This window comes from Nocardia sp. NPDC057353, from assembly GCF_042667085.1.
Classification (GTDB): domain Bacteria; phylum Actinomycetota; class Actinomycetes; order Mycobacteriales; family Mycobacteriaceae; genus Nocardia.
The window spans coordinates 100,933-121,804 of record NZ_JBHVAK010000006.1; the positions used below are offsets into that span (position 1 = coordinate 100,933).

General features: G+C 72.5%; 1 protein-coding gene. It reads left to right on the top strand.

Translation table 11 applies throughout. From position 1 onward, the window contains the following. Window positions 1-320 precede the first annotated feature (320 nt). On the top strand, window positions 321-20,870 hold the full coding sequence (locus ACFUUZ_RS04780) for a toxin glutamine deamidase domain-containing protein (RefSeq protein ID WP_378692556.1): 20,550 nt from the start codon (window positions 321-323) through the stop codon (window positions 20,868-20,870). Window positions 20,871-20,872: the final 2 nt, after the last annotated feature.

Genomic DNA, 20,872 nt, shown 5'->3' on the forward strand with positions numbered 1-20,872 from the left:
TGCGCGCGCGCAACAGTGCTTTCATTCGGACGAAACCAAATCCGGTGCGGGATCGCCGGTTCGAGCGGCGCGGCCACCGGCGTTCACGAGAACGTAACGTAACTTCGATCCTGGACGCGGACGTTGGGCACCGTTCCGCTACCACCGGGAAACAGTCTCTCCCGTGGTTGAATCAATTGCCGCAGGCGCGGTTTCGGACCGTCCGCACACCACCGGCATCCGACCCGCGACAGCGCGCGCGGCCCCGGTACTGCGGTACCGTTCGTCAGGTCGATCCGCCCCGGGCGGGACAGGGCGGAGAGCGCGAGGTCGGTTGAGCATTGAGCATCGAGATCCCGCCCGAGCTGCAGTGGCTGTCCTACCTCGCCGGGGCGTCCTGGCCGCAGGGTGACGAGGACCAGCTCTTCGCGCTCAGCCAGGACTGGACCGACGCCGCGACCGCGCTGACCGCCGTCATCCCGCTGCTGCGGACGGCCACCGACACCGCGACGCAGAACTACTCGGGCGAGGGCGCCGAGCAGATGGTGGCCCAGTTCCAGAACTTCTTCTCCGGCGATTCCTCGATCGAGAAGATCGCCGAGGGGCTGGAGGGGCTGGCGAAGGCGGCGTTCGACTGCGGCACGCAGGTCGAGTACGCGAAGCTGCAGATCGTCATCACGCTCGCGGTGATGGCGATCGAGATCCTCTGGGCGCTGGCCTCGGCCTGGGGCGCGTGGACGGTGCCCATCATCGAAGCCGCGGGCATGGGCGTGATGTCGCAGATCGCCGCCCGGCTCGCCAGCCACATGGCCTCGCGGGCGGCGAAGATGGCCGATATGCCGCTGTGGAAGATGACCGGCATCGAGATTCTGCAGGAGACCGCGCTCGGGCTCGGCATCGAGGGGCTGGCGCAGGGAATCCAGCTCGCCAAGGGGACCCGCGAGGACTTCGACACCACACAGTTCCTCGTCAGCGGCGCCGTGAGCGGTTTCGCCGCGGGCGTCGCCGCGCCGATCGGCCACCTCGGGGGCAAGTACCTCGGCGGGGTCGTCAGCAAGCACGGTGAGATGACCTGGTGGAAGGGGGGGTTGATCGGCATCGGGGCCGGTATCCCCGCAGGCCTCGTCGGCGCCACCGCGAGCATGGTCGGGTACGGGGCGATCACCGGGCAGTGGGAGTTCGATCCGGCGGCGCTGGCCGGTGGTGTCGCGGGTGGTATCGCGGGCGGAATGCACGGGGTGTCCGGGTATTTCCAGAACCAGGCGGTCGCCGCGCACCAGAACCTCGCACTCGAGGGGAAGTCCGACGAGAAGGACGGGGCGCCGAGCGACGACGTGCTGGACGATCCGCCGCCGCCGTACCGCGACGGCACCGCTCCGCAGGTGGGCGGGGCCCCGACGGCGCCGACGGCGCTCACGACCGGCGGTCAGCACACCGGCGGGGGGCTGCCGGGGCAGGCGCCCGCCGAACCGGCCTCGACCGTCAACGGGCGGACGCCGCCCGGACCGGTCGCGCCGGGCCGGGCGGACTCGACCGCGGCGCAGGCGCGGCCCGCCCCAGCGCCGCGGGACTACTCGACGGCGGCCGCCATCGCGGACGGCTCGTCCAGGTCCGGGCCGGTGCGCACCGACGGGACGGAGAATTCGGTATCCCGCGCGAATGTGGCGCCGGTCGACGCCACCTTCGCCGCCAATGGGACCGACCAGTTCCGCGCGGGCAGTGTGCACGACGCGAACAGCGTGTCCACGCAGCACGATGCGCAGTCCGTTTCCGAATCGCGGCCCGGCACCGCCGAGGGGGTCCGCAGCGCCGACCCGCCGCTCGCGGCCCAGCAGGAGCAGCGCACCCCGCTCGTCGCCGAGTCGAACGGCGGCGATCGGCTCGATAGTCCGATCCAGGAGGGCGATCCGCTCCGGATCTCCACCGAGCAGAACGCGAACCCGCTGCACGACATCACCGAGCAGAACGGCAGCCCGCTCCAGTCCCCCATTGAGCAGAACGGGGACCCGCTCCACGATGTCGTGGACCAGAACGGGAACCCGCTTCAGACTTCGACCGACCCGAACAGCAGCCCGCTTCAATCCCCTACCGAGCAGAACGGGAACCCGCTCCAGTCCCCCACCGAGCAAAACGGGAACCCACTCCAGTCCGTCACTGAGCAGCAAAACGGCGACCCGTTCCACGACGCTGTGGAGCAGAACGACGAACCGCCGCTCACCCCGGTCGAGGGTGGCGACGATCCACTGCAGGTCGACGACCGGGACGGTGACGGCCGGATCAGCGAGGAAGAGGGTGCGCTCGGGCAGCCCGACCCGGAGGGCGCCCCGCTCCGCCCCGGGGACGAACCGTTGGCACCGGAATTCACGGACCGGGTGGACCCGGCCACGCTCACCGGCGACGAGTCCACCGGGGACGCCCCGCTCGAGCAGCACCGAATCGGGGCCGAATCGAGCAGCCAGGTCCTGCACCACCTGGCCGCGGGCTTCCCGAACAGCGGCGTCATCCAGCCGCCCACCGCGCCGACCGGCCCGCAGGGCATGGACGCCAGGGAGTTCGAGAGCCGCTCCGGCGGCACCCTGCTGACCTTCGCAGGCCCCGAGGCGGTCGGCAACGCGCTGCGCGAACTCGGCCCCGGCGCCAGGGCGGCGGTCATCGAGACCTCGCCCGGCCCGGCCGATCGGCACGGTGTCGGCGCCAGGGCCGTGGTGATGTCGGTCCGCAACGACAACCCGTGGGTCTGGGATCCCGCGACCGGGAAGCAGTCCCCGCTGGTCTTCCGCGGCCGCGGCGATATCGGCGCGGTCACCGCCGTGCTCTACCACCCGGACGGCCGTCCGGCGGGCGGCGAGATCCGCACCGGCCTGTCCCCGACGCCGGGCGCACCGGCGTCCCCGCTCACCGCCGCGCCGAGCACACCCGTCCAGAGCTCGGTGACCGCCGACCAGGCGACGCAGCTCCCCCGCCCCGGCGACCAGCGGGGATTCGGCGAGCCGCCCGCCGACCCCGCGCCGCCGAAGCGCGATCCCGGCGGGTACCAGCGCCACGTCACCGCGCAGGAACACGCCGAGCGGCACCAGCAGCAGGTGCGGCAGACCATCGAACGATCCGCGGGCAGCGTCGACCGGGCCGGGCAGGCGGTCGAGGCGGCCGAGGCGACCGGCGACGCGGTCCTGATCACCGAGGCGCGCGCGGTGCACACCCAGGCCGTCGCCGATCACCGGGAGACGGTCGAGGCGGCCGTCGACGACCTGATGGCCGCCGCGAAGACCGCGGGCACCGACACCTGGCAGGCGTTCCAGGACGGGCAGATCAGCCGGGACGACGCCTTCCCGCTGGTGCGCCGGGAGCGGGTGGCGGCCGCGAAGGCGGCGGCCGAGGCGCTGCTGGCGCACTACGAGATCCAGGCCGGGAAGGACAGGTCCGGGCCGCTGGCGACGCTGAGCCCGGCGGAGCTGGAGCAGCGCGTGCTGACCGGTTCGGAGAAGGATTCCCGAGCCGCCCAGATCGAGCTGTTCCGCCGCGGCACCGGCGGCGAGATCGGCGGCCCGGGCGGCAAGGTGCTGCGTTGGACGCAGCTCACCGCCGAGATCCTGATGCACCACGGCCCGGTCGAGATGGACACCGGCGAGGGCAAGGAGCTGACTGCCATCTCCCGGGCCACCCGCACGGTGCTGGAGACGGGGATCGCGCATGTGATGACCAGCAGCGATCCGCTCGTCGTGCACATGCAGCACGAGTTCGAGAACCTGGTCGCGGGCGATCGCGGGCTGGGTATCGACGTGTACCGCCTCGATTCGGATCAGCCGTTCCCGGAGCGGGTCGACGGGCGCAGGCTGATCGTCGTCGGCACCGCCCAGGACTACGGCTTCCGGGCGGTCAAGGAGGCGCAGGCCGTGGTCGACCGGCTGACCGCGGCCGGGATGCCCACCGCGGAGCTGACGCAGCTGCGCGCGGAGCTGGAGGCGGCGCCGTCGCTGCGGGAATACACCGAGCTGCTCGACGCCGCCGCCGCGAAGTTCGACGTGTCCGAGCGCTTCCAGCCGTTCCCCGGCGGCAACCTGATCATCGACGAGATCGACGCGCAGCTGATCGACGAACAGACCCACTACGTGCTCTCACCCGGGAAGGCCGGGCCCGCCACCGACGCGTTCGCGCAGCGGGTGCACGAGATCTGGGGCACGCTGCGCGAGGCCGAGCAGCGCGGGGTGCTCGGTCCGGCGGACTTCGGCAAGGACCCGGAGCGGCGCGGCATCTTCGACTCCCGGCTCACCCCGGAGGGCCGGGCCCGGCTCGCCGACATGCTCGGCCCGGACCGGCCGATCAGCGATGCCGACGCCGCGGAGTTCGCGCACGCGGCCCAGGCGCGGTGGGGTCCGGAGCGGGACTCGGACTACCACGTCAGCGCCGACGGCAAGATCAAGATCATCGCCTCGCAGACCAACGACCAGGTCATGGACGATCCGGAGAAGCAGAGCTCGAGCCGGTGGAACGGGTTCGCCAAGTACCTGGAGGCGATGAACGAGCTCGCCATCACCGCGGATTCGCAGCACTCGCTGAGCATCACCGGCAAGCAGATCTTCACCGGCGGCCACTTCGAGCACATCACCGGCATGTCGGGGACGCTGCTCACCCCCTCCGAGGGGAATCCGCGCGGCGTCGAGGACGCCATGCACAGCGAGTACGGCACCGGGCCGATCGCCAAGGTGGACCGGTACTTCAAGTCGCAGCTCAGCACCCCGGACGCCAGGCATTTCTTGTCCGGCGAGGAGAAGTTCGCGGCCATGGCGGACGACATCCTCGACACCGCCTTCGTCCGGAACGCCGAGACCGGCGAACTGGAGCAGCAGGGCTCGCCACAGCTCGCGATCGCCATGGACAACGCCGATGTGGCCCGGCTCTCCGCGGCGCTCGACCGGGCCGCGGCCGAGCGCGGGATCGTGGTGGCCTACGACAAGCTCGATGTCGCGTGGGTCGATGCGCACGGCAGCAAGGACCGGGCCAACGACGAACTGCAGCGGATCATCGCGGGCGGCGGGGAGATGGGCCGGATCATTCTCGGCAACAAGATGATGGGGCGCGGTGTCGACATCACTCCGTCCGCGGAGGCGATCGCGAACGGTGGGCTGAAGGTCAAGATCAGCGGTGGCCCTGCCTACTCGGAGCGGGTGAACCACCAGGCCGAGACGCGGGCGGCGCGCAGCGGGAACCCGAAGGGGGACTGGGCGACCGGTGGCACGCCGGGCGAGGCGGTGCACTACGTCTCGCCGGAGGACTACCGGAGCGCGGCGCCCGACGCGCGCGTCACCACCTACATCACGCGGTATCAGGAGGCGGCGGCCGACCATCGCGATGCCGCCGCGGCGCACCGGGACGGCGGTACCGGCGAGACCGAGGCGCGGGTGGAGCAGACCAGGTCCGCGCTCGCCACCGCCGAGAACGATCTGCGCGACATCGCCACGCCGCTGCAGAAGGCGGCGGTGGAGCAGCAGTTGCTGCGCGCCCACACCCTGGAGTCGGATCTCCCGCGTGCGCCGCCCACGACGGAGGGCACCGACTCGCAGCGCCCGGCCACCCCGCCCCCGATCCCGCGCACGGAACCCGAGCAGCACCCGGCGGACTCCGCCTCGCTCGCCGAGACCACCGACACACCCGAGACAACCACGACACCTGAGTCGACCGCGACACCTGAGAGGACCGCGCCCCTCGAGACGACCACGACACCCGAGAGGGCCACGACACCCGAGACCACCGCGACGCCACGGCGGCCCGCGCCGATCACCGATGGCACCGGTGTGATCGGCCCGGAGCACCGCACCGACCGCGGCTCGGAGGAGCCGGTGGTGACGCCGGGCACCCTCGATTGCGGCGTCCTCGCGCTGCGCGGCCTCGCGGACCTCACGGGGCGCCCGCAACCGCGGCTGCCGAGCACCGAGACCACCGGGATCACCGCCGACACCCTCGCCGACCACGCGGGCGCACCGCTGCGCCCCTTCCACGACCACGACGACATCGCCGCCCAGCTCACCCCGCTCGGCCCGGGCGCGGTCGCCCTTGTGGTCGACCACTACCGCGGCCCGGCCGACACCACCGGCATCGGCGCGCACGCCTACCTGCTCCGGGTCGGCGACGACGGCGCGATCGAGGTCCGCGACCCCGCCGACCCGGACACCCGCGCCTTCCCGCCGCACGCGCCCCGCGAGCTCGCGGGCACCCACGCCGCCCTCTTCGACGCCAACGGCCGGCCGGCCTTCATCGTCCCGCAGCATCCGGAGGAGCTGCCCGCGGAGACCGTGATCGGACACCGCCCGCTGAGCGAACCGGTCCTGGAGTTCGGCGCGCAGCGGCGTGGCGCGGAGGAGCTGGTCCACGTCATGCCGATCCCGCAGCGCACGATCGAATGGCTGCGCGGGCACGTCGTGCGGATGGTGGAGAGCAGGGGCGGCGAGTTCGCGGCGGCGCAGTGGTTGCGGGAGGTCAGGGAGCTCACCCCGGACGCGACCCCGGAGCAGATCCGGGCCAGGCTGAACACCATCGACGCCGACGACACGTTCAAGGCCGACGTCGACGCGATGCTCTCCACCGGCCCGATCGCCGCGCGCGTCGATCGCCTGCTCGGCGGCACGAAGCCGGTCGAGACCGCGGGAGCGCCGGACCCGAAGTTCCGTGCCGAGGTCGAACGGAAGCTCACCTCCCGGCTCACCACCGCCGAGTACGACCGGCTGCTCAGCGAATCCGGCATGCCGCTGGCCGTCGAGTACCGGGGACGGCCGTTCCCGGCGTTCCTGCGCCTGCAGCTGCGCGCCCGCGACAGCTCGCGGCCGAGCACCGGCCCGACGGTCAGCACCCAGCGCTGGACCTACGGCGCCGTCGAGACCGGCGATACCGCGGGCAGCCACAACCTGCGCTCGTTCGGGCTCACCTTCAGCGGGCTGTGGAACATGTTCGACAAGACCTTCCTCCGGATGGGGCTGACCTTCCGGCCGGACTTCACGCACAACGAGCTCTCCTCGGGCGCCTCGGTCTTCTCGACCATCCAGTCGATCATCAAGAAGCGCAGCACCGAGGCCGCGGCCGTCCCGCACGACTACGAGATGCTGTGGGAGATCCGGCTCAACGACGACGGCGTGGCCGGGGTGCTCGCACCGGACCTGCCGGTCGCCGATGGGTGGACGCGCATCCCGGAGCCCGCGCCGGACGACCTGGTCGCCTGGTTCCCCAAGTACCTGGACGAGAGCCCCGGCCTGCCGGTGGTCGATCCGGCGGACGACGCGACCGTCCCCCCGCCGCAGCGCCGCGACCCCGCCGACCCGGATGCGCCGCTGTCACTGGAGGAGCTGCCGTTCTACGGACCGCTCGACTTCCCGCACCACGATCGGCTCTTCGCCGATGTCATGGCGTCCTTCCCGGACCAGGTGCGGAACCTGTCCAGCAACTCCGCGTCCCAGCTGCGCGAGTTCTTCGGCGGGAACTTCCGCGGCAACATCCCGATGATGCACGGCGGCGCGGTGCCGTCCCCGACGCTCTACGCGAAGGACGGCACGCCGCTCGGCTTCTTCCAGGTGGAGATCCCCGCCTTCCACGGCGGGCAGCAGCTCACCGGGCCGACCACCACCGCGGGCGCCTCCCGGCTGGAGTACAACGTGCTGCGGGCGCTGCGCACCCTCGCCACCTCCACCATCGCCAACGCCATCGGCGGATCGCTGGCGCTGTCCTTCGGCCTCGGCCGCGCCAAGCCCGACGAGAAGACCTCGTACCCGACGATCGGGGCCAACCTGACCCCGGTCAAGGTCGGGGCGGCGCAGCGGCACAACCACTCCATCGCCTACGGCGGGCGGGCCTACACCTCGCGCGCGCTGCGGCTGGTCGCCCACCTGCTGCACACGACCCCGGACCTGGACATCAGGGTGACCTTCGTCCGGCCCGGCGGGCCGCCCGTGCAGCCGCAGGCCGGTTCCCCGCTCGCCCCGGCGAACCCGGCGACGGACCCGACGCCGGGGAAGCGGTACCCGATCAACATGCTGGTGCCGTCGAAGGCGTCGCTGGGCAGCAAACCCACCGCCGAACAACGCCGCTACCTGCCACCGGACCTGCTGCACCTGCAGCAACTCGGGCTGCTGACCACCCCGCTGCGCAACGACATCCCGCAGCCCGTGCTCGACGGGATCGAGAACTACCTGGCGGACAAGAACTTCCTGCCGCCGCGGACCGAGGGATCGAACACCCTCGATTCGGACGCCACGAAGAGCCAACTGCTGGAGAACCACCGCAAACTCACCCAGATCACGTCCAGGCTGAACCGCCTCGGCACGGTCGACGAGATGATCCAGGGCGGCTCGCGGACGGTCTTCGAGAAATCGAACGGGTTCGACACCGAGCGCATCACCGTCACCATCAAGGCCGTCCGGGACTACGCGACCGCGGACGGCCGCTACGACCCCGAGCAGAATGCACACCGGGGCGTCACCCACGACTGGATGATCCCGCACATCCAGACGATGAACTACTCCGGCATCATCCTGGCGAGCGAGGAGCGCTCCGAGCACACGCCGTTCGCCTGGGACGCGGGCGCGGGCTTCGCCTTCACCAACCCGTTCGACGTCGAGGGCAGCGAGGCACTCGCCAGCCTGAACGGCTCCTACGACCGGACCGGCGACACCTCGCAGACCACCGTCAGCGGCCACAACCTCGCCGAGGAGAACTACACCTTCAGCCCCGGCCCCAAGGCGCGCGAGCCCGGCCTGCAGATCTTCGGTGTGCCGACCAGGTACGTCGTGGAGATCGCCTACAGCCACGGCCCCGGCCCGGCGCCGATCGAGGGCACCGGCGCGATCAGCCTGGCCGTTCCCACCTACCTGACCACGCCCACCGAGGGCACAGGGCGGCTACCCGACCCGGTGATCCGGGCCGATACCGACGTCGACGACGACGCCCGCGCCGAGTTCACCGAGAAGCTCGGCCTCGCCGCGGACGCCGCCATCGAGAAGGGGGTCGGCAGGCTCCCGCTCAGCGCCGTGATCGCCGGCCATCCGGTCGGCGAGATCCTGCACGAGGCGACGCTCGAGCTCGTCGCCGATATCGAGCGCGAAGCCGCCGCGGAACTGGACGACCCCAACCGCCCGCCGCTGCCGGGTGAGTACCCGGGCACCCCCGCCGACAGCGGCACCGAGTCCGAAGCCGCGCCGAGCACCACCGCGGGCTCCCGCTGGAACCCCGGCGCCTACCTCCCGTCCGGCCCGTGGTCGGCGGCGGTCCGCAGGTGGTTCGGTGCGCGGGCGCCGGAGCAGGAGAGCATCGAACTCGCGGACCGCGACACCGCGGCCCCGCCGTTCCCCGCGCCCCCGGACCGGCCCGCCCCGCCGCCACCGAACCAGCTGCTCCCGCTGACCTCGGACGGCGAGGTCGACATCACGGATCTCCCGCACCCGGAGACCTTCCTGCTGACCGACGGCGAATCCACACTGCCCGGCGACGGCCACGGCCCGACCTTCCTGCTCTCCGACGACGAATCCGGCCGATCCGGCGGGCGCGGCCCCACCTTCCTCGACTCGGACACGGAGTCCGGTCGGCCGAGCGCGGCGGGCGGCCCGACGTTCCCGCGCACCGACGGCTCCGACGAGTTCGTCGAGATCGACCTCACCGATGTTCCCCGCCCCACCCTCCTCGACTCGGACGACGAATCCGACGACACCCCGCCGGTGCCTGGCGCCTGGCGCGCGGACGACGAGCGCTCCGACGCCGGCGACACCGGCCCCACCTGGTCCGACCTCGGGCACTGGGTGTGGGATCGGGCCGCGGGGCTCGGCCGGTGGATGTGGCGCACCGCGTTCGGCGACCCGGTGCAGCACCCCACCTCGGCGGTCCAGTCGGCGCTGCACACCTCGCTGTCGCCGCACCACACGACCTCGTTCGCGCCGATGATCTTCCGCGACTCGTTCAAGTTCGAGAGCGAGATCCCCGGTGGCGTCGCCGGAACGGACTACAGCGTCGACATCCGCGGCTACTTCGACAACATCGAGGTGCTCGGCGTGGTGCCGATCGACACCGAGCACTGGCTGGAGAACACCAACACCACCGCCGACACCGAGACGAAGACCAGGGGCAACGCGGGCGGCATCAATGTGCAGGGGGCCTACGGCGCGCAGTCCGACGGCAGCTTCCGCCCCAGCGGCGGCTGGCACGGCTTCGACTCGACCGGCAAGTCCGTCACCAAGGGCGACGCCACCGACACCATGCGTGTCACCTCCGACTACGGCGGCAACGTCTACCGCTTCACCGCCGACGGCCACTACCGCGTCAACGTCAAGGTGGGGCTGCGCAACTTCCTCAGCGGGCTCGCGCAGGGCAAGCCGTACGCCTCCAGGACGCGGTTCGTGGACGCGCCGCGCAGGCTCGAGTTCTTCCTCACCGACAACGACCTGCACAACCATCCCGAATACCTGCGCCTCGTGCAGCAGTGGGCCGCGGACAACAAGGTCGCCGACCCGGTCCTCCCCGAGGAGACGGTGCAGCAGAGCGACGGGACCTCGGTCGCGACCGAGCGCCGCCTGCTCCCGGACGCCTACGCGGGCGCGCGCACCGACGACCCGGAGACCGCCAAGGGGCTGCTCTCCTTCGGCTCGGTCACCGAGGTCGTCTTCGAGGACGGCCGCGGCGCCCTCGAGGACACCGCGACGGCGCTGGTGGAGAAGATGTCGCCCGGCGCGACGGTCGTCGGCTCGAACAACTACCACCCCGGCGTCGCCACGCTGATCAACGAGCACACCACGAGCTTCGGCGTGCGGAACCTCGCCAATGCCGGGTCCGAGGGCAAGCACACCTTCCACTACATCGACCGGAGCGGGCTCTTTCCCAAGCTCGTCGGGGTCAACTTCAGCACCCGCCCCCGGCGGGACGCCGACATGCCCGACGGCACCACCCTGGCGACGCTGGAGGGCAAACAGGTGCCGCGCACCGCCGCCCTGGACAACGTGCACCGGCATATCCGCGCCGACGGCAACGCCCTGCTGGAACCGGAGGCGACCAGCGTCGGGACCACCCGGTCGCGGGGCAACCAGCTCGATGTCACGTTCGGCGGGCGCAGTACCGGCACCGAGACCAAGGACCGCGGCCACCGCCCCGCCGTCACCTTCGGCGTCGAACGCTCGAGCACGCACGGCGACGTGCAGAACTCCACCCGCGACCTGAGCGCCTGGCAGCGCAGCTCCGACGCGCAGTACGAATTCGAGGTGCCGACCGAGTACACCGTCACCGTCGACTCCCGCCCGTTGACCGAGGCACTGCTGACGTACGTGGCCGACAAGGTCGGCGACCTGCTGATCCTCGGCGGGCAGCAACTGGGGGTCGCGCACGGCCTCGTCCCGGAGGAACTCCCGCCGCCGACCGTGACCGAATCCTCGACGGTCCGCTCGACCTCGCACGTGCGGCTGCACGTCTCGGATACCAAACCGCTGCCGGGGGCGGGCTCGGTGCCCGAGCTCCAGCGCACCCGACCGGCGATCTTCGGATTCGACCCCGCCGCGCCCGAACTGCGTCCCGCCCGGATCCGCGACACCGAGCGCCCGGCGGACGAGATCGATCTCGAAGCCAACACCCATGTCGAGCCCGCCGACGAGGTACCCGCGGATACCAGAGCCCTGCTCTCGACCACCCCCTGGGTTCCCGAGTTGTCCTTCGACATCCGCGAATTCGACGCGGCGCCGGAACTCGCCGCGGCACTGCTGACCGTCGATCCCGCGCTGCACGGCAACGACGGCACCCGCTCCGCCGAGGCGACCTACAACCGGCTCGTCACCCTGGTGGCGAAGGGCGACTTCACCCGGCTCGGCCCGCAGTCCACCGCGCCGCTGCTCAACGTCGACCCGTCCGGCACCGTGCCCGAGCCGCGGCCGCACGCGGCGGAGGTCACGGTGGACGGCGTCCAGATCAAGGTCAGCCTGTACTCGCCCCGCGCCGAGGACTCCGCGACGTCGATCGCCATCGATCGCTTCGAATTCTCGGTCGACAGCATGCTCTCCAGCGAAGAACACAGCACGACCGTCGGGCTCGGCGCCAGCTACACCGGTCCGATCCTCTCCGAGCAGAACTTCCGAGGGGGGATCGCCTCCCTTCCCATCGGCGGCCAGAGCCAGCACAAGGGCGGGGACAACGGCGTCGGCAGCGTCCGGCGCAATCTCTGGCGCACCAACGCGCCGACCGACGGCTTCCGGCTGCGCACCGTCGCGCTCGTGGAGGTGCGGGGTCCGCAGGGGACGGTGTGGGTCACCGGCGACATGGTGCTGCGCACCATCGAGCCACCGCCGTCGACCGCGAAGACACCGGAACCGGCGGACAGCACGGCGGCGCCGAAGAGCGGGTCGAACGGCACCGAAGGCAAGGCCGCAGACGGCAAAGCCGCAGACGGCAAAGCCGCGGAAGGCAAGGCCGCAGAGGTCAAGGCAGACGAAGGCACGACTGCGGAAGGCAAAGCCGCGGAGGGCAAGGCCGCGGAGGGCAAGGCGGCGGGGGTCGAGGCCGGCGCCGAGGGCAAGGCGAGGGTGACCGGCTCGGAGGACGGTGACCGCGCCGTCCCGCCACCGGCGACCTTCCGCGTCGCGGGTCCGCGATCGGCCGCGGTCGAGTCGGTGCCCGCACCCGAGGGGCACCTGTGGGAATCCATGCCCGAGGACAACGACTGCTTCTTCCACGCCCTCGAACGAATCGTGTACGTCGCGCCCGCCCACTCGCGCGCGGAACTCGACCGGCGGCTCCACCACCTGCGCGGCATGACCGCCGACGAGCTGTCCGGGCCCCGGCGCGACCAGTACTTCCGGCAGTTCCTCGAACTGCACGCCGCCGCGCTGACCAGCGGCAAACGGCTCACCGCCGAAGAGCGGCGGCAGACCGAGATCCCGCAGCACATCGTCGACAGCGCCCGCGCGGCGTACGACGCGCAGGTCCGGCGGCTGCGGCAGCTCGGGCAGTGGCAGTTCACCCTCTTCGACCTGGTTCCCCGCGCCGCCGCGACCGCGCTGGCGCGGCTGAACGTCGGCCTTGTGCGGGTGCACAACACGCAGATCGCGCACGGTTGGACCTTCGGCGAGGACACCAGGGCACAGCCGGACGCCTCGGTGCTCGTCGCGGGCGAGCACTACTACCTCGCCGTCCCCGCCGACGGCACGGGTGCGCCGAAGGCGCCGACGGTGCCCGACGGCCGCTCGCGCGTCGGGGACGACGCCGAGAGGCCCGAGAACGCCGTCGAACCGGTCAAGACTCGACCCACCGTCGAGGGTGACTCCAGCATCGAGACCGGGATCGACGAGGCCACTGCCGCCCGGGCGCCGATCGGCACCGACCAGCAGACCGCCGAGACCACGACCGCCGCGAAACCCCTCGAGACCAATACCGAGCGGAGCGGGCAACTCGCGTCGCCGCCGGTGCGCAGACGGCACCGGTTCGATCCACTCCCCCGAGTGCACCGGGCCGTCGAGCCGCTCCGGAACCTGCCGTCCGGCGAGGACCTGCGCCTCTCCACCCCGGTGTCCGCGCCCGTTCGGCCCGACGCGTCGGTGGAGTCCATCGCCACGCCGGAGGTCTCCGACGAAGCGCAGGCGATGAACCTCACCGTCGACACCGCGCTGACCGGCGACGACCGCTCGACGGCCGCGCCGGGAACCCAGCCGACCCCGCCGATGACGCCGCACCGCGCGGCCCCGCTCTCCGACGGCAGCATCCAGGTGAACGCGACGACCGCGACACGGCAGGCAGGCCCGGTGCGTCCGGCCGCGCCGAACCGCCTCCAGCGGATACTCTCTCGCGTCCGCGCCCTTCCGGAGCGTCTGGCCGGGGCACCGACCCCGCGCCCGGCGGAGCGCGCCCCGCGCCACCGCGACCTGTTCCGAGCGCGGCTCGACCGGCTGCGCGGCGCGGCACCCACCCCGGACCCGGCGCGCGGCGACGGCACCGTCCGTACCGCATCACCGCAGCTCGCGACCTCGCCAGAGTCGGCAACGGTGCTCCCGCGGACCGGCGCACCGCCGATCACCCCCGACGCCGGTCTCCCCGAGGTCACTGCCAGGAGCGGAGCGTCGACGGACGTCGACTCGGTCGACACCTCCCGCGCCGGCTCCTCGGCGCTGCGGACCGGCACGGACTGTGTCGTCGCCGCGCTGACCGGAATCCGCGATTCGCTCCCGGGGAACCGGATCCGGATACCGACCGGGCCACCGCCGGTGGCGGGGCGCACCCGACGCGAGCTGGAGCGCGCCGCGGGCGGCAGACTCCAGGGCTTCCCCGACACCGCCACGATCGTCCGCAACCTGATGATCCAGGGGCCGGGCGCGCAGGCGCTCGTCGTCGGCGTGCACGCCACCCCCGGCGCGGACGGCATCGGCGCGCACGCCTACCGGATGGTCAACGACCGCGGCACGGTGCTCGTGCAGGACGACGCCGACCCCACCCACACGGTGCCCGGCCGGAACGAGTACGCCGCGGTGCACGCGATCCTGTTCGGCCCGACGGGGGCCGTCGCCCCGGCCCTGTTCCCACCCGGTATCGGCCGGGACGACCCGCGCACGACGATCCCGCACATCCCGACCGGCGTCCGAACGTTGGCGGCGCGGCTCCGAACCGGCCACCACGCCCGTCCCCTCCCCGATTCCCGTTCGGACACCGGTGTTTCCGGCTCGGGCACGCGAACCGGCCGGACCATTCCGGTGTTCCCGGCCGGGATCCGCATCGGCGCCCCCGCGGACCGGACCCGGCCGCCCGGCCGCCCGGACCGCGGACCCGAAGCGGACGGGAGCGCGCTGCACCCCGCGACCGCCCCAGCCCCCCGGCTCGGGTCGCGGCGCCTCGGACGGGTCGTGGCGCGGGTCCAGGGCCTCACCGGTTCGTCGGCGCCGCGGGCATCGCGCGCCGACACCCGCCCGTCGACCGTCGACCGCCTCCGCACCCTGATGACCCGCGGCGACCGCACCGACCCCGCCGCGGACTTCCGCACCCCGGCCACGGGCCACGACACCGGCGACCCGACCTGGACTCCGCTGCCGGAGAACGGGAACCGCCTGCTGGACGTGCTCGCCCGCGCCGCGGGGCTGCCGAACGGCAGGGCGGCACGGACCACCATGGCCGAGCACCTCCGCGCCGACCGCGATGCCTACCTCGAACTGCTGCGCAGCGTCACGCTGGCCGCGCAGAAGGAGGCGAAGGGCGAGACCCTGCGCCGGATTCGCTGGCGCAACGAGTGGGCCGAAGGGGAACTCCGCGAGATCGGCGAGCTGCTGGAGCTCCGCCGACGCGGGGTGCTCGGGAGCGACGAGGACTTGCCGAGGAGCGCGGCGGACATCGCCGCGACCGCTGCCCGCAAACAGCAGTTTTTGGATTCGATCGACCGATTCGACGACGCGGTCCGCGAACGCGCGCTCGACCGGTTCGGCCTGCTGCTCGATGCCCTCACCGACCGGCATCACCCCACCGACCACCTCATGAGCGTCGACCTGCTCCCCGTCGCCGCGCGGGCGCTCGGCCTCAATATGGTGGTGCTCCGCCCGGGTGCGCCGCGCGACGTCTACCGCCACGGAGCGGCGGATGCCCCCTTCGTCCTGGTCTACGCCTCGCCCGACAACCCGGCCGACCTCCAGCTGGCCACCACCGCCGACGGCAGGCCCTACCGCCTGCACCTCGACCGACTCGACCTGCCCGCGACGTTCGATCCGCCCGCGGAGCACCACACCCGCCCGCCGACCCCGTCCAGCACCGACCGCACCGACACCGGGCGGCTCGACCCATCCGGGACCAGGGTCTTCGACACCGAGGACGCCGGCCTCAACTACGGCGAAACCGTCCTCGACCGCTGGCCACAGCTCACCGCGGAGCAGAAACACGCGGTCTGGGCCTATCATCTGAGCCCCGCCTACAACACACTGCTGCGCGACGGCGGCGACGCCCTCCAGCGCACGTACGAGCGACAGCGTGCCGCCGCCGCAAACCTCGACGTACTCACCGAGCTGACCGGCTCGCAGGACCCCTCGCTCGACGACCTGGCGGCCTACCACACCGGGCCGTCGCACCCGTCCGATGTGCTCCCCGACCCGGCCCGGGCCTACCAGGCCACGCGCGCACTCCAGTCGATCTTCGGCACCGCGTCACCCTCGGCAACCCACACGCAGCTCGTGGCCGACGGCAGGCATTATCGGCAGATCACCGAACCGCTGTACCTCCGCTACCTGGGATCCGCCACCCCGCACCCCTTCACCCTCCGCCGAGCCGTCGACACCCTCGACCGAGCGATGCAGCCGCTCCCCAACACCGAACCGATCCGCGTCGTCCGCGGGATCGACCAGATCGAATTCCTGCGCGGTCGCGACGGCAGGCGGATGCGGTACCCCTACGCACTGGACGACCTCGTCGGCACCACCCAGCACGAACCCGGTTACCTGTCCACCACCGTCGGCCCCGACCTGGCCACCATGGGCGACGGACGCGAGTTCAGCTACCGCCTCGACCTCACCGTCCCCCCCGGCACCCCGGGCCTGTGGATCGGGAGCAACGGCGGACAGCCGCGCGACAGCGAACTGCTCCTCGCCCGCGATACCCGCTACCGCATCACCGGTGTCGCCCGTGACGAGGCCACGAGACTCACCACGATCACGGCCGAGGTGCTGCTGCCCGGGACGGCGGAATCGGAGCCCGCCGGACCCGGCACGGACACCTCGACCGCCCAACCTGTGCACACCCGCCCGACCCCGGGCAGCCGTACGATCGCGCCGACCACGGGCTTCCCGCAGCAAGCCTTCGGGTCGGTGGACACCGCGGACCAGCAGGCGCTGGAGGCGGCGCTCGCGGCGCCGGGCGGCGGATTCGCCCGGTATCGAAACCCCGCGACCTACACCGCAGTCCCCGGCGGACGACCGTTCGGCCGCCTCGTCAACGGCCCGGGCACGCGGCTGCTCGGCCGGCTCCGCAACTGCGCCGCCACCACCGTCGCGGCCATCTCGTCGTTCCTCGGTTCACCCGTGGTCGCAGGCCCCCTGATCGGGCCGCTGCCCGAGCATCCGGCGCTGGCCGGCAACCCCGCGACCGAGCGCTGGCTCGGCAACCAGCTGGTCGATCCCGCGACGTTCACCGAGCGGCCTGCCCCCATGGCCGAGCAGTTCCGGATGATCCAGGACGTGATCGCCGATCGTGGGACCGGTTCGTTCGCATTCGTCTGCGTGGAATGGGGTTCGGTCGACGCGGACGGCAATCCGGTCACCAACGGCAACGCCCATATTCTGGCGATCGTCCACCCGGAGGACGCTCCGGGGCCGGTGTGGTGGGACGCCCAGACCGGACGTACGTACGAGACGATGCCCGCCGCGTTCGTCGACAGGGTCGCCCGGGTCCGATTCGCGGCGTCCGACATCGCGCTGCTGGACCGGGCCGCGAGCCATCGGGGTCTGCTCGAGGACGCCCTGCGCTCGGCGGACGGCTCGGGGTTCGTCGCGCGGCGCGATCCCGGCCGGTACTCGTCGGTGCCCGGCGGCCCCGCGTACGGCACCCTGACCACGTTCGGCGGGCCGCCCGGCCCCGGTCGGACCCACAGCGGGTACGACGCCGCGCTCGCGGGGATCGCCTCCTTCCTCGGGTTCCCGCGCACCAACGTCCCGTCCTGGGACCGGCTCAACCCGGGCGGGGCGCCGCAGCGAGTCCCGCGGACCGACCGGGTCCGGCTCCGCCGGGTGGCCCGGTTCTTCGGCAGGCAGTGGCAGTCGATGGACGACGGCCGCCCGGTCGGCGAGCGGTTCGATCACGTCACCGAGGTACTGGCATCGGCCGGGTACGGGCCGGGCTCGGTCGCCGTCGTCGAGGCGCGGCAGCAGGACGGGAGTGTCGCGGTGCTGGCCGTCGTGCATCCGGAGGACGGCTCCCGCGCCCCGGTCTGGTGGGATCCCCTCACCGGCTACACCGGTGACCGCGTCCCGGAGTCGATCGCCGCGACGACCGTCGCCGTGTCCTATGTCGCGGCTCCCGAGAGGGAGCTCGTCGGCGGCTCGCCCCGGGAGCTGATCTCGCGCAGTGCGCCCGCCTTCTTCGCCGATCCGAGCCACAGCCACCTGATCCCGACACCGTCGAGCTTCCAGACGCCGGGCCGGTACGGTCCGGTCACCGAGGCGGAGACCAGGGCGCTGCGGCAGGCGCTGGAGTGGAACGGGGTCGCCGTGCCGTTCCAGAACCCGGCGACGGCCTACGCGACCGGCGGCATCCCCTACGGTCGCCTGATCGCCGGATCGGACCCGACGGCGGGCAACGCCCCGGCCCGGGTGCTGGCACTGTTCTCCAGCTTCCTCGGCAACCCCGAGGTCGCGCGCCCGCTGATCGGCCCGGCGGACACCGCCCCGGAGAACAGCGACGAAGCGCAGGCCGAGCGCTGGCTGGGTGCCGAGCAGGTCTCCCCCGGACCGGAGCGGACGGCCGCGGAGCAGTACCGGGCGGTCTACGACGCGGTGCGCGGCTCCGGTGAGCGGACCATGGCCCGGGTCGGTGTGCGCTGGAACGACACGCCCGGCGCCGAGACCGGGAGGCCGGTGGAGGACCACGTCCTGGCCCTGGTGTTCCCGGACGCGGAATCGGACCCGGTCTGGTGGGATCCGGCGGACGGCGCCACCTACACCGAGTTGCCCGCCTCGATCGTCGAGCGCACCGCCGCCACCTCGGCCATCATCACGACCCCCGACCGTGTCGTCTTGGCGGCGGGCGCGCGGCGCGCGGCGGCGAACGCCGAAGCGGTGGCCCCGGTGCCGCTCGTCCCGGCCGGTGCGCAGCGCTCGCCCGCGGACGATGTCGCGCAGCCGGTGGTGCGGCAGATCGAGGCGGGCGATCCGTCGATGCGCACGCTGGAGGAGCTGCACCGGCGCGCCCGCTGGGTGGCGCAGGTGACCCCCAACCGGATGGGCGCCGCGCTCGAATACCGGGTCGGTGACCTGTCGGGATCGTTCGCCGCGTTCAGCGGCGGCAAGCCGTGGGCCCCCCGACGCCGCGGGCTGCCCGGCGAGCCGCCGGTGATCGCGCCGCCCGCCACCGACAACGCGATCGTCCCGCTGCACCGCGACCGGCCCAAACGATCCACCGACTCCGAGAACAACCTCCTCGAGCACCTGCACCGCACCCTGGTAGCGGCATATCCGCTCGGCCCCGACGGCACCAGCCCCGCCACCGGACACGTCCGCGTCTTCGTCGAACAGACCCCCTGCGACTCCTGCGCCGAGGTCATCGAACGCTTCCAGCAGATGTACCCCCACATCGACCTCGAGGTCGGGTGGGTCGCCCCGTACCCACCCCTCGACCTCGAGCGCCCCACCCTCGGCCTCCCGCAGGGGGTCATCCCCAGATCCGGTCGACAGCCCAGGACCCAGGCGGGGCCATCACAACCCCGGCCGACGCAGGCCGGGCCATCGCGACCGGCCCCATCCTCGTCCCGCCCGGCCGACACCTCATCCCGCCCGGCGGACGACACGCTCCGTCCGACGGAGGACACGTTCCAACCGGCGGACACCGGGCACGGACCCGCGTCGCCGGAGCAATTCCCGGAGCAGCTCGCCGAACCGTCGGCACCGCTGACAGCGCCCGCGGTACGGCAGATCGACATGGACGATCCATCCGTGTACGAGCTGGCGGAGCTGCACCGGCAGGCCCGCTACATCGCGCAGGTGACCCCCAACCGGATGGGCGCCGCGCTCGAATACCGGGTCGGTGACCTGTCGGGATCGTTCGCCGGGTTCAGCGGCGGCAAGGCCTGGGCTCCCCGACGCCGCGGACTCCCCTACACCGCACCCGAGATCGCGCCGCCCGCCACCGACAACGCCATCATCCCGCTGCACCGCGACCGGCCCAAACGATCCACCGACTCCGAGAACAACATCCTCGAGCACCTGCACCGGAAACTGGTCGGCACCTACCCGCTCGGCCCCGACGGCACCAGCCCCGCCACCGGACACGTCCGGGTCCTCGTCGAACAGACCCCCTGCGACTCCTGCGCCGAGGTCATCGAACGCTTCCAGCAGATGTACCCCCACATCGACCTCCAGGTCGGGTGGGTCGTCCCCTACCCACCCCTCGACCTCGACCGCCCCACCCTCGGCCTCCCGCACGGAGTCGTCCCCAAATCCGGCAGGGCGGGGCCGTCGCGGGCCGAATCCGCTACGCAGGCGGCACAGCGGGGATCGACCCTGCGCATCCCCGATCCGGCCGATACCGCCGACACCGGCCACGGCATGGCGGAGGAGCAGCACGCCGGGTCGTCGGCGGAGGGCTCCGCGCCAGCGGTACGTCAGGTCCGGGTCGATGACCCGGCGGTGCACGGGCTGGCCGAGCTGCATCGGCGCGCGCGCTACGCGGCGCAGGTGGGGCCGGGCCGGATGGGCGGCGCGCTCGAGTACGAGATCGGGTCGGAGACCGGAGCGTTCGCGGCGTTCAGCGGGGCCAAGGTCTGGGGCGTGCAGCGCCGTTCGCTGCCGTGGCCGGTGCCGGAGATCGCGCTACCGGTCACCGACCACGCCATCGTCCCCGCGCATCGGGACAAGCCGGGTCGGGCGACCGACTCCGAGAACAACCTGCTCGAGCACCTGCACCGGAAGCTGATCGAGACCTACCCGCTCGGCCCCGACGGCACCAGCCCGGCGCGCGGCCGGGTGCGGATGTTCGTCGAACACGCACCGTGCGACTCCTGCGCGGAGGTGATCGAGCGCTTCCAGCAGATGTACCCGCACATTCACCTCGAATCCCTGTGGGTGGCGCCCTACCCGCCGCTCGACCTCGAGCGCCCCACCCTCGGCCTGCCCGGCGGGGTCGCCCCGAAGAAGGGCAAATCAGCCAAGCCCAAGGACCCCGTGCCGCAACCCGGCTCCTCGTCCGGGGGGAGCGGCGCGGGCCGATGAAA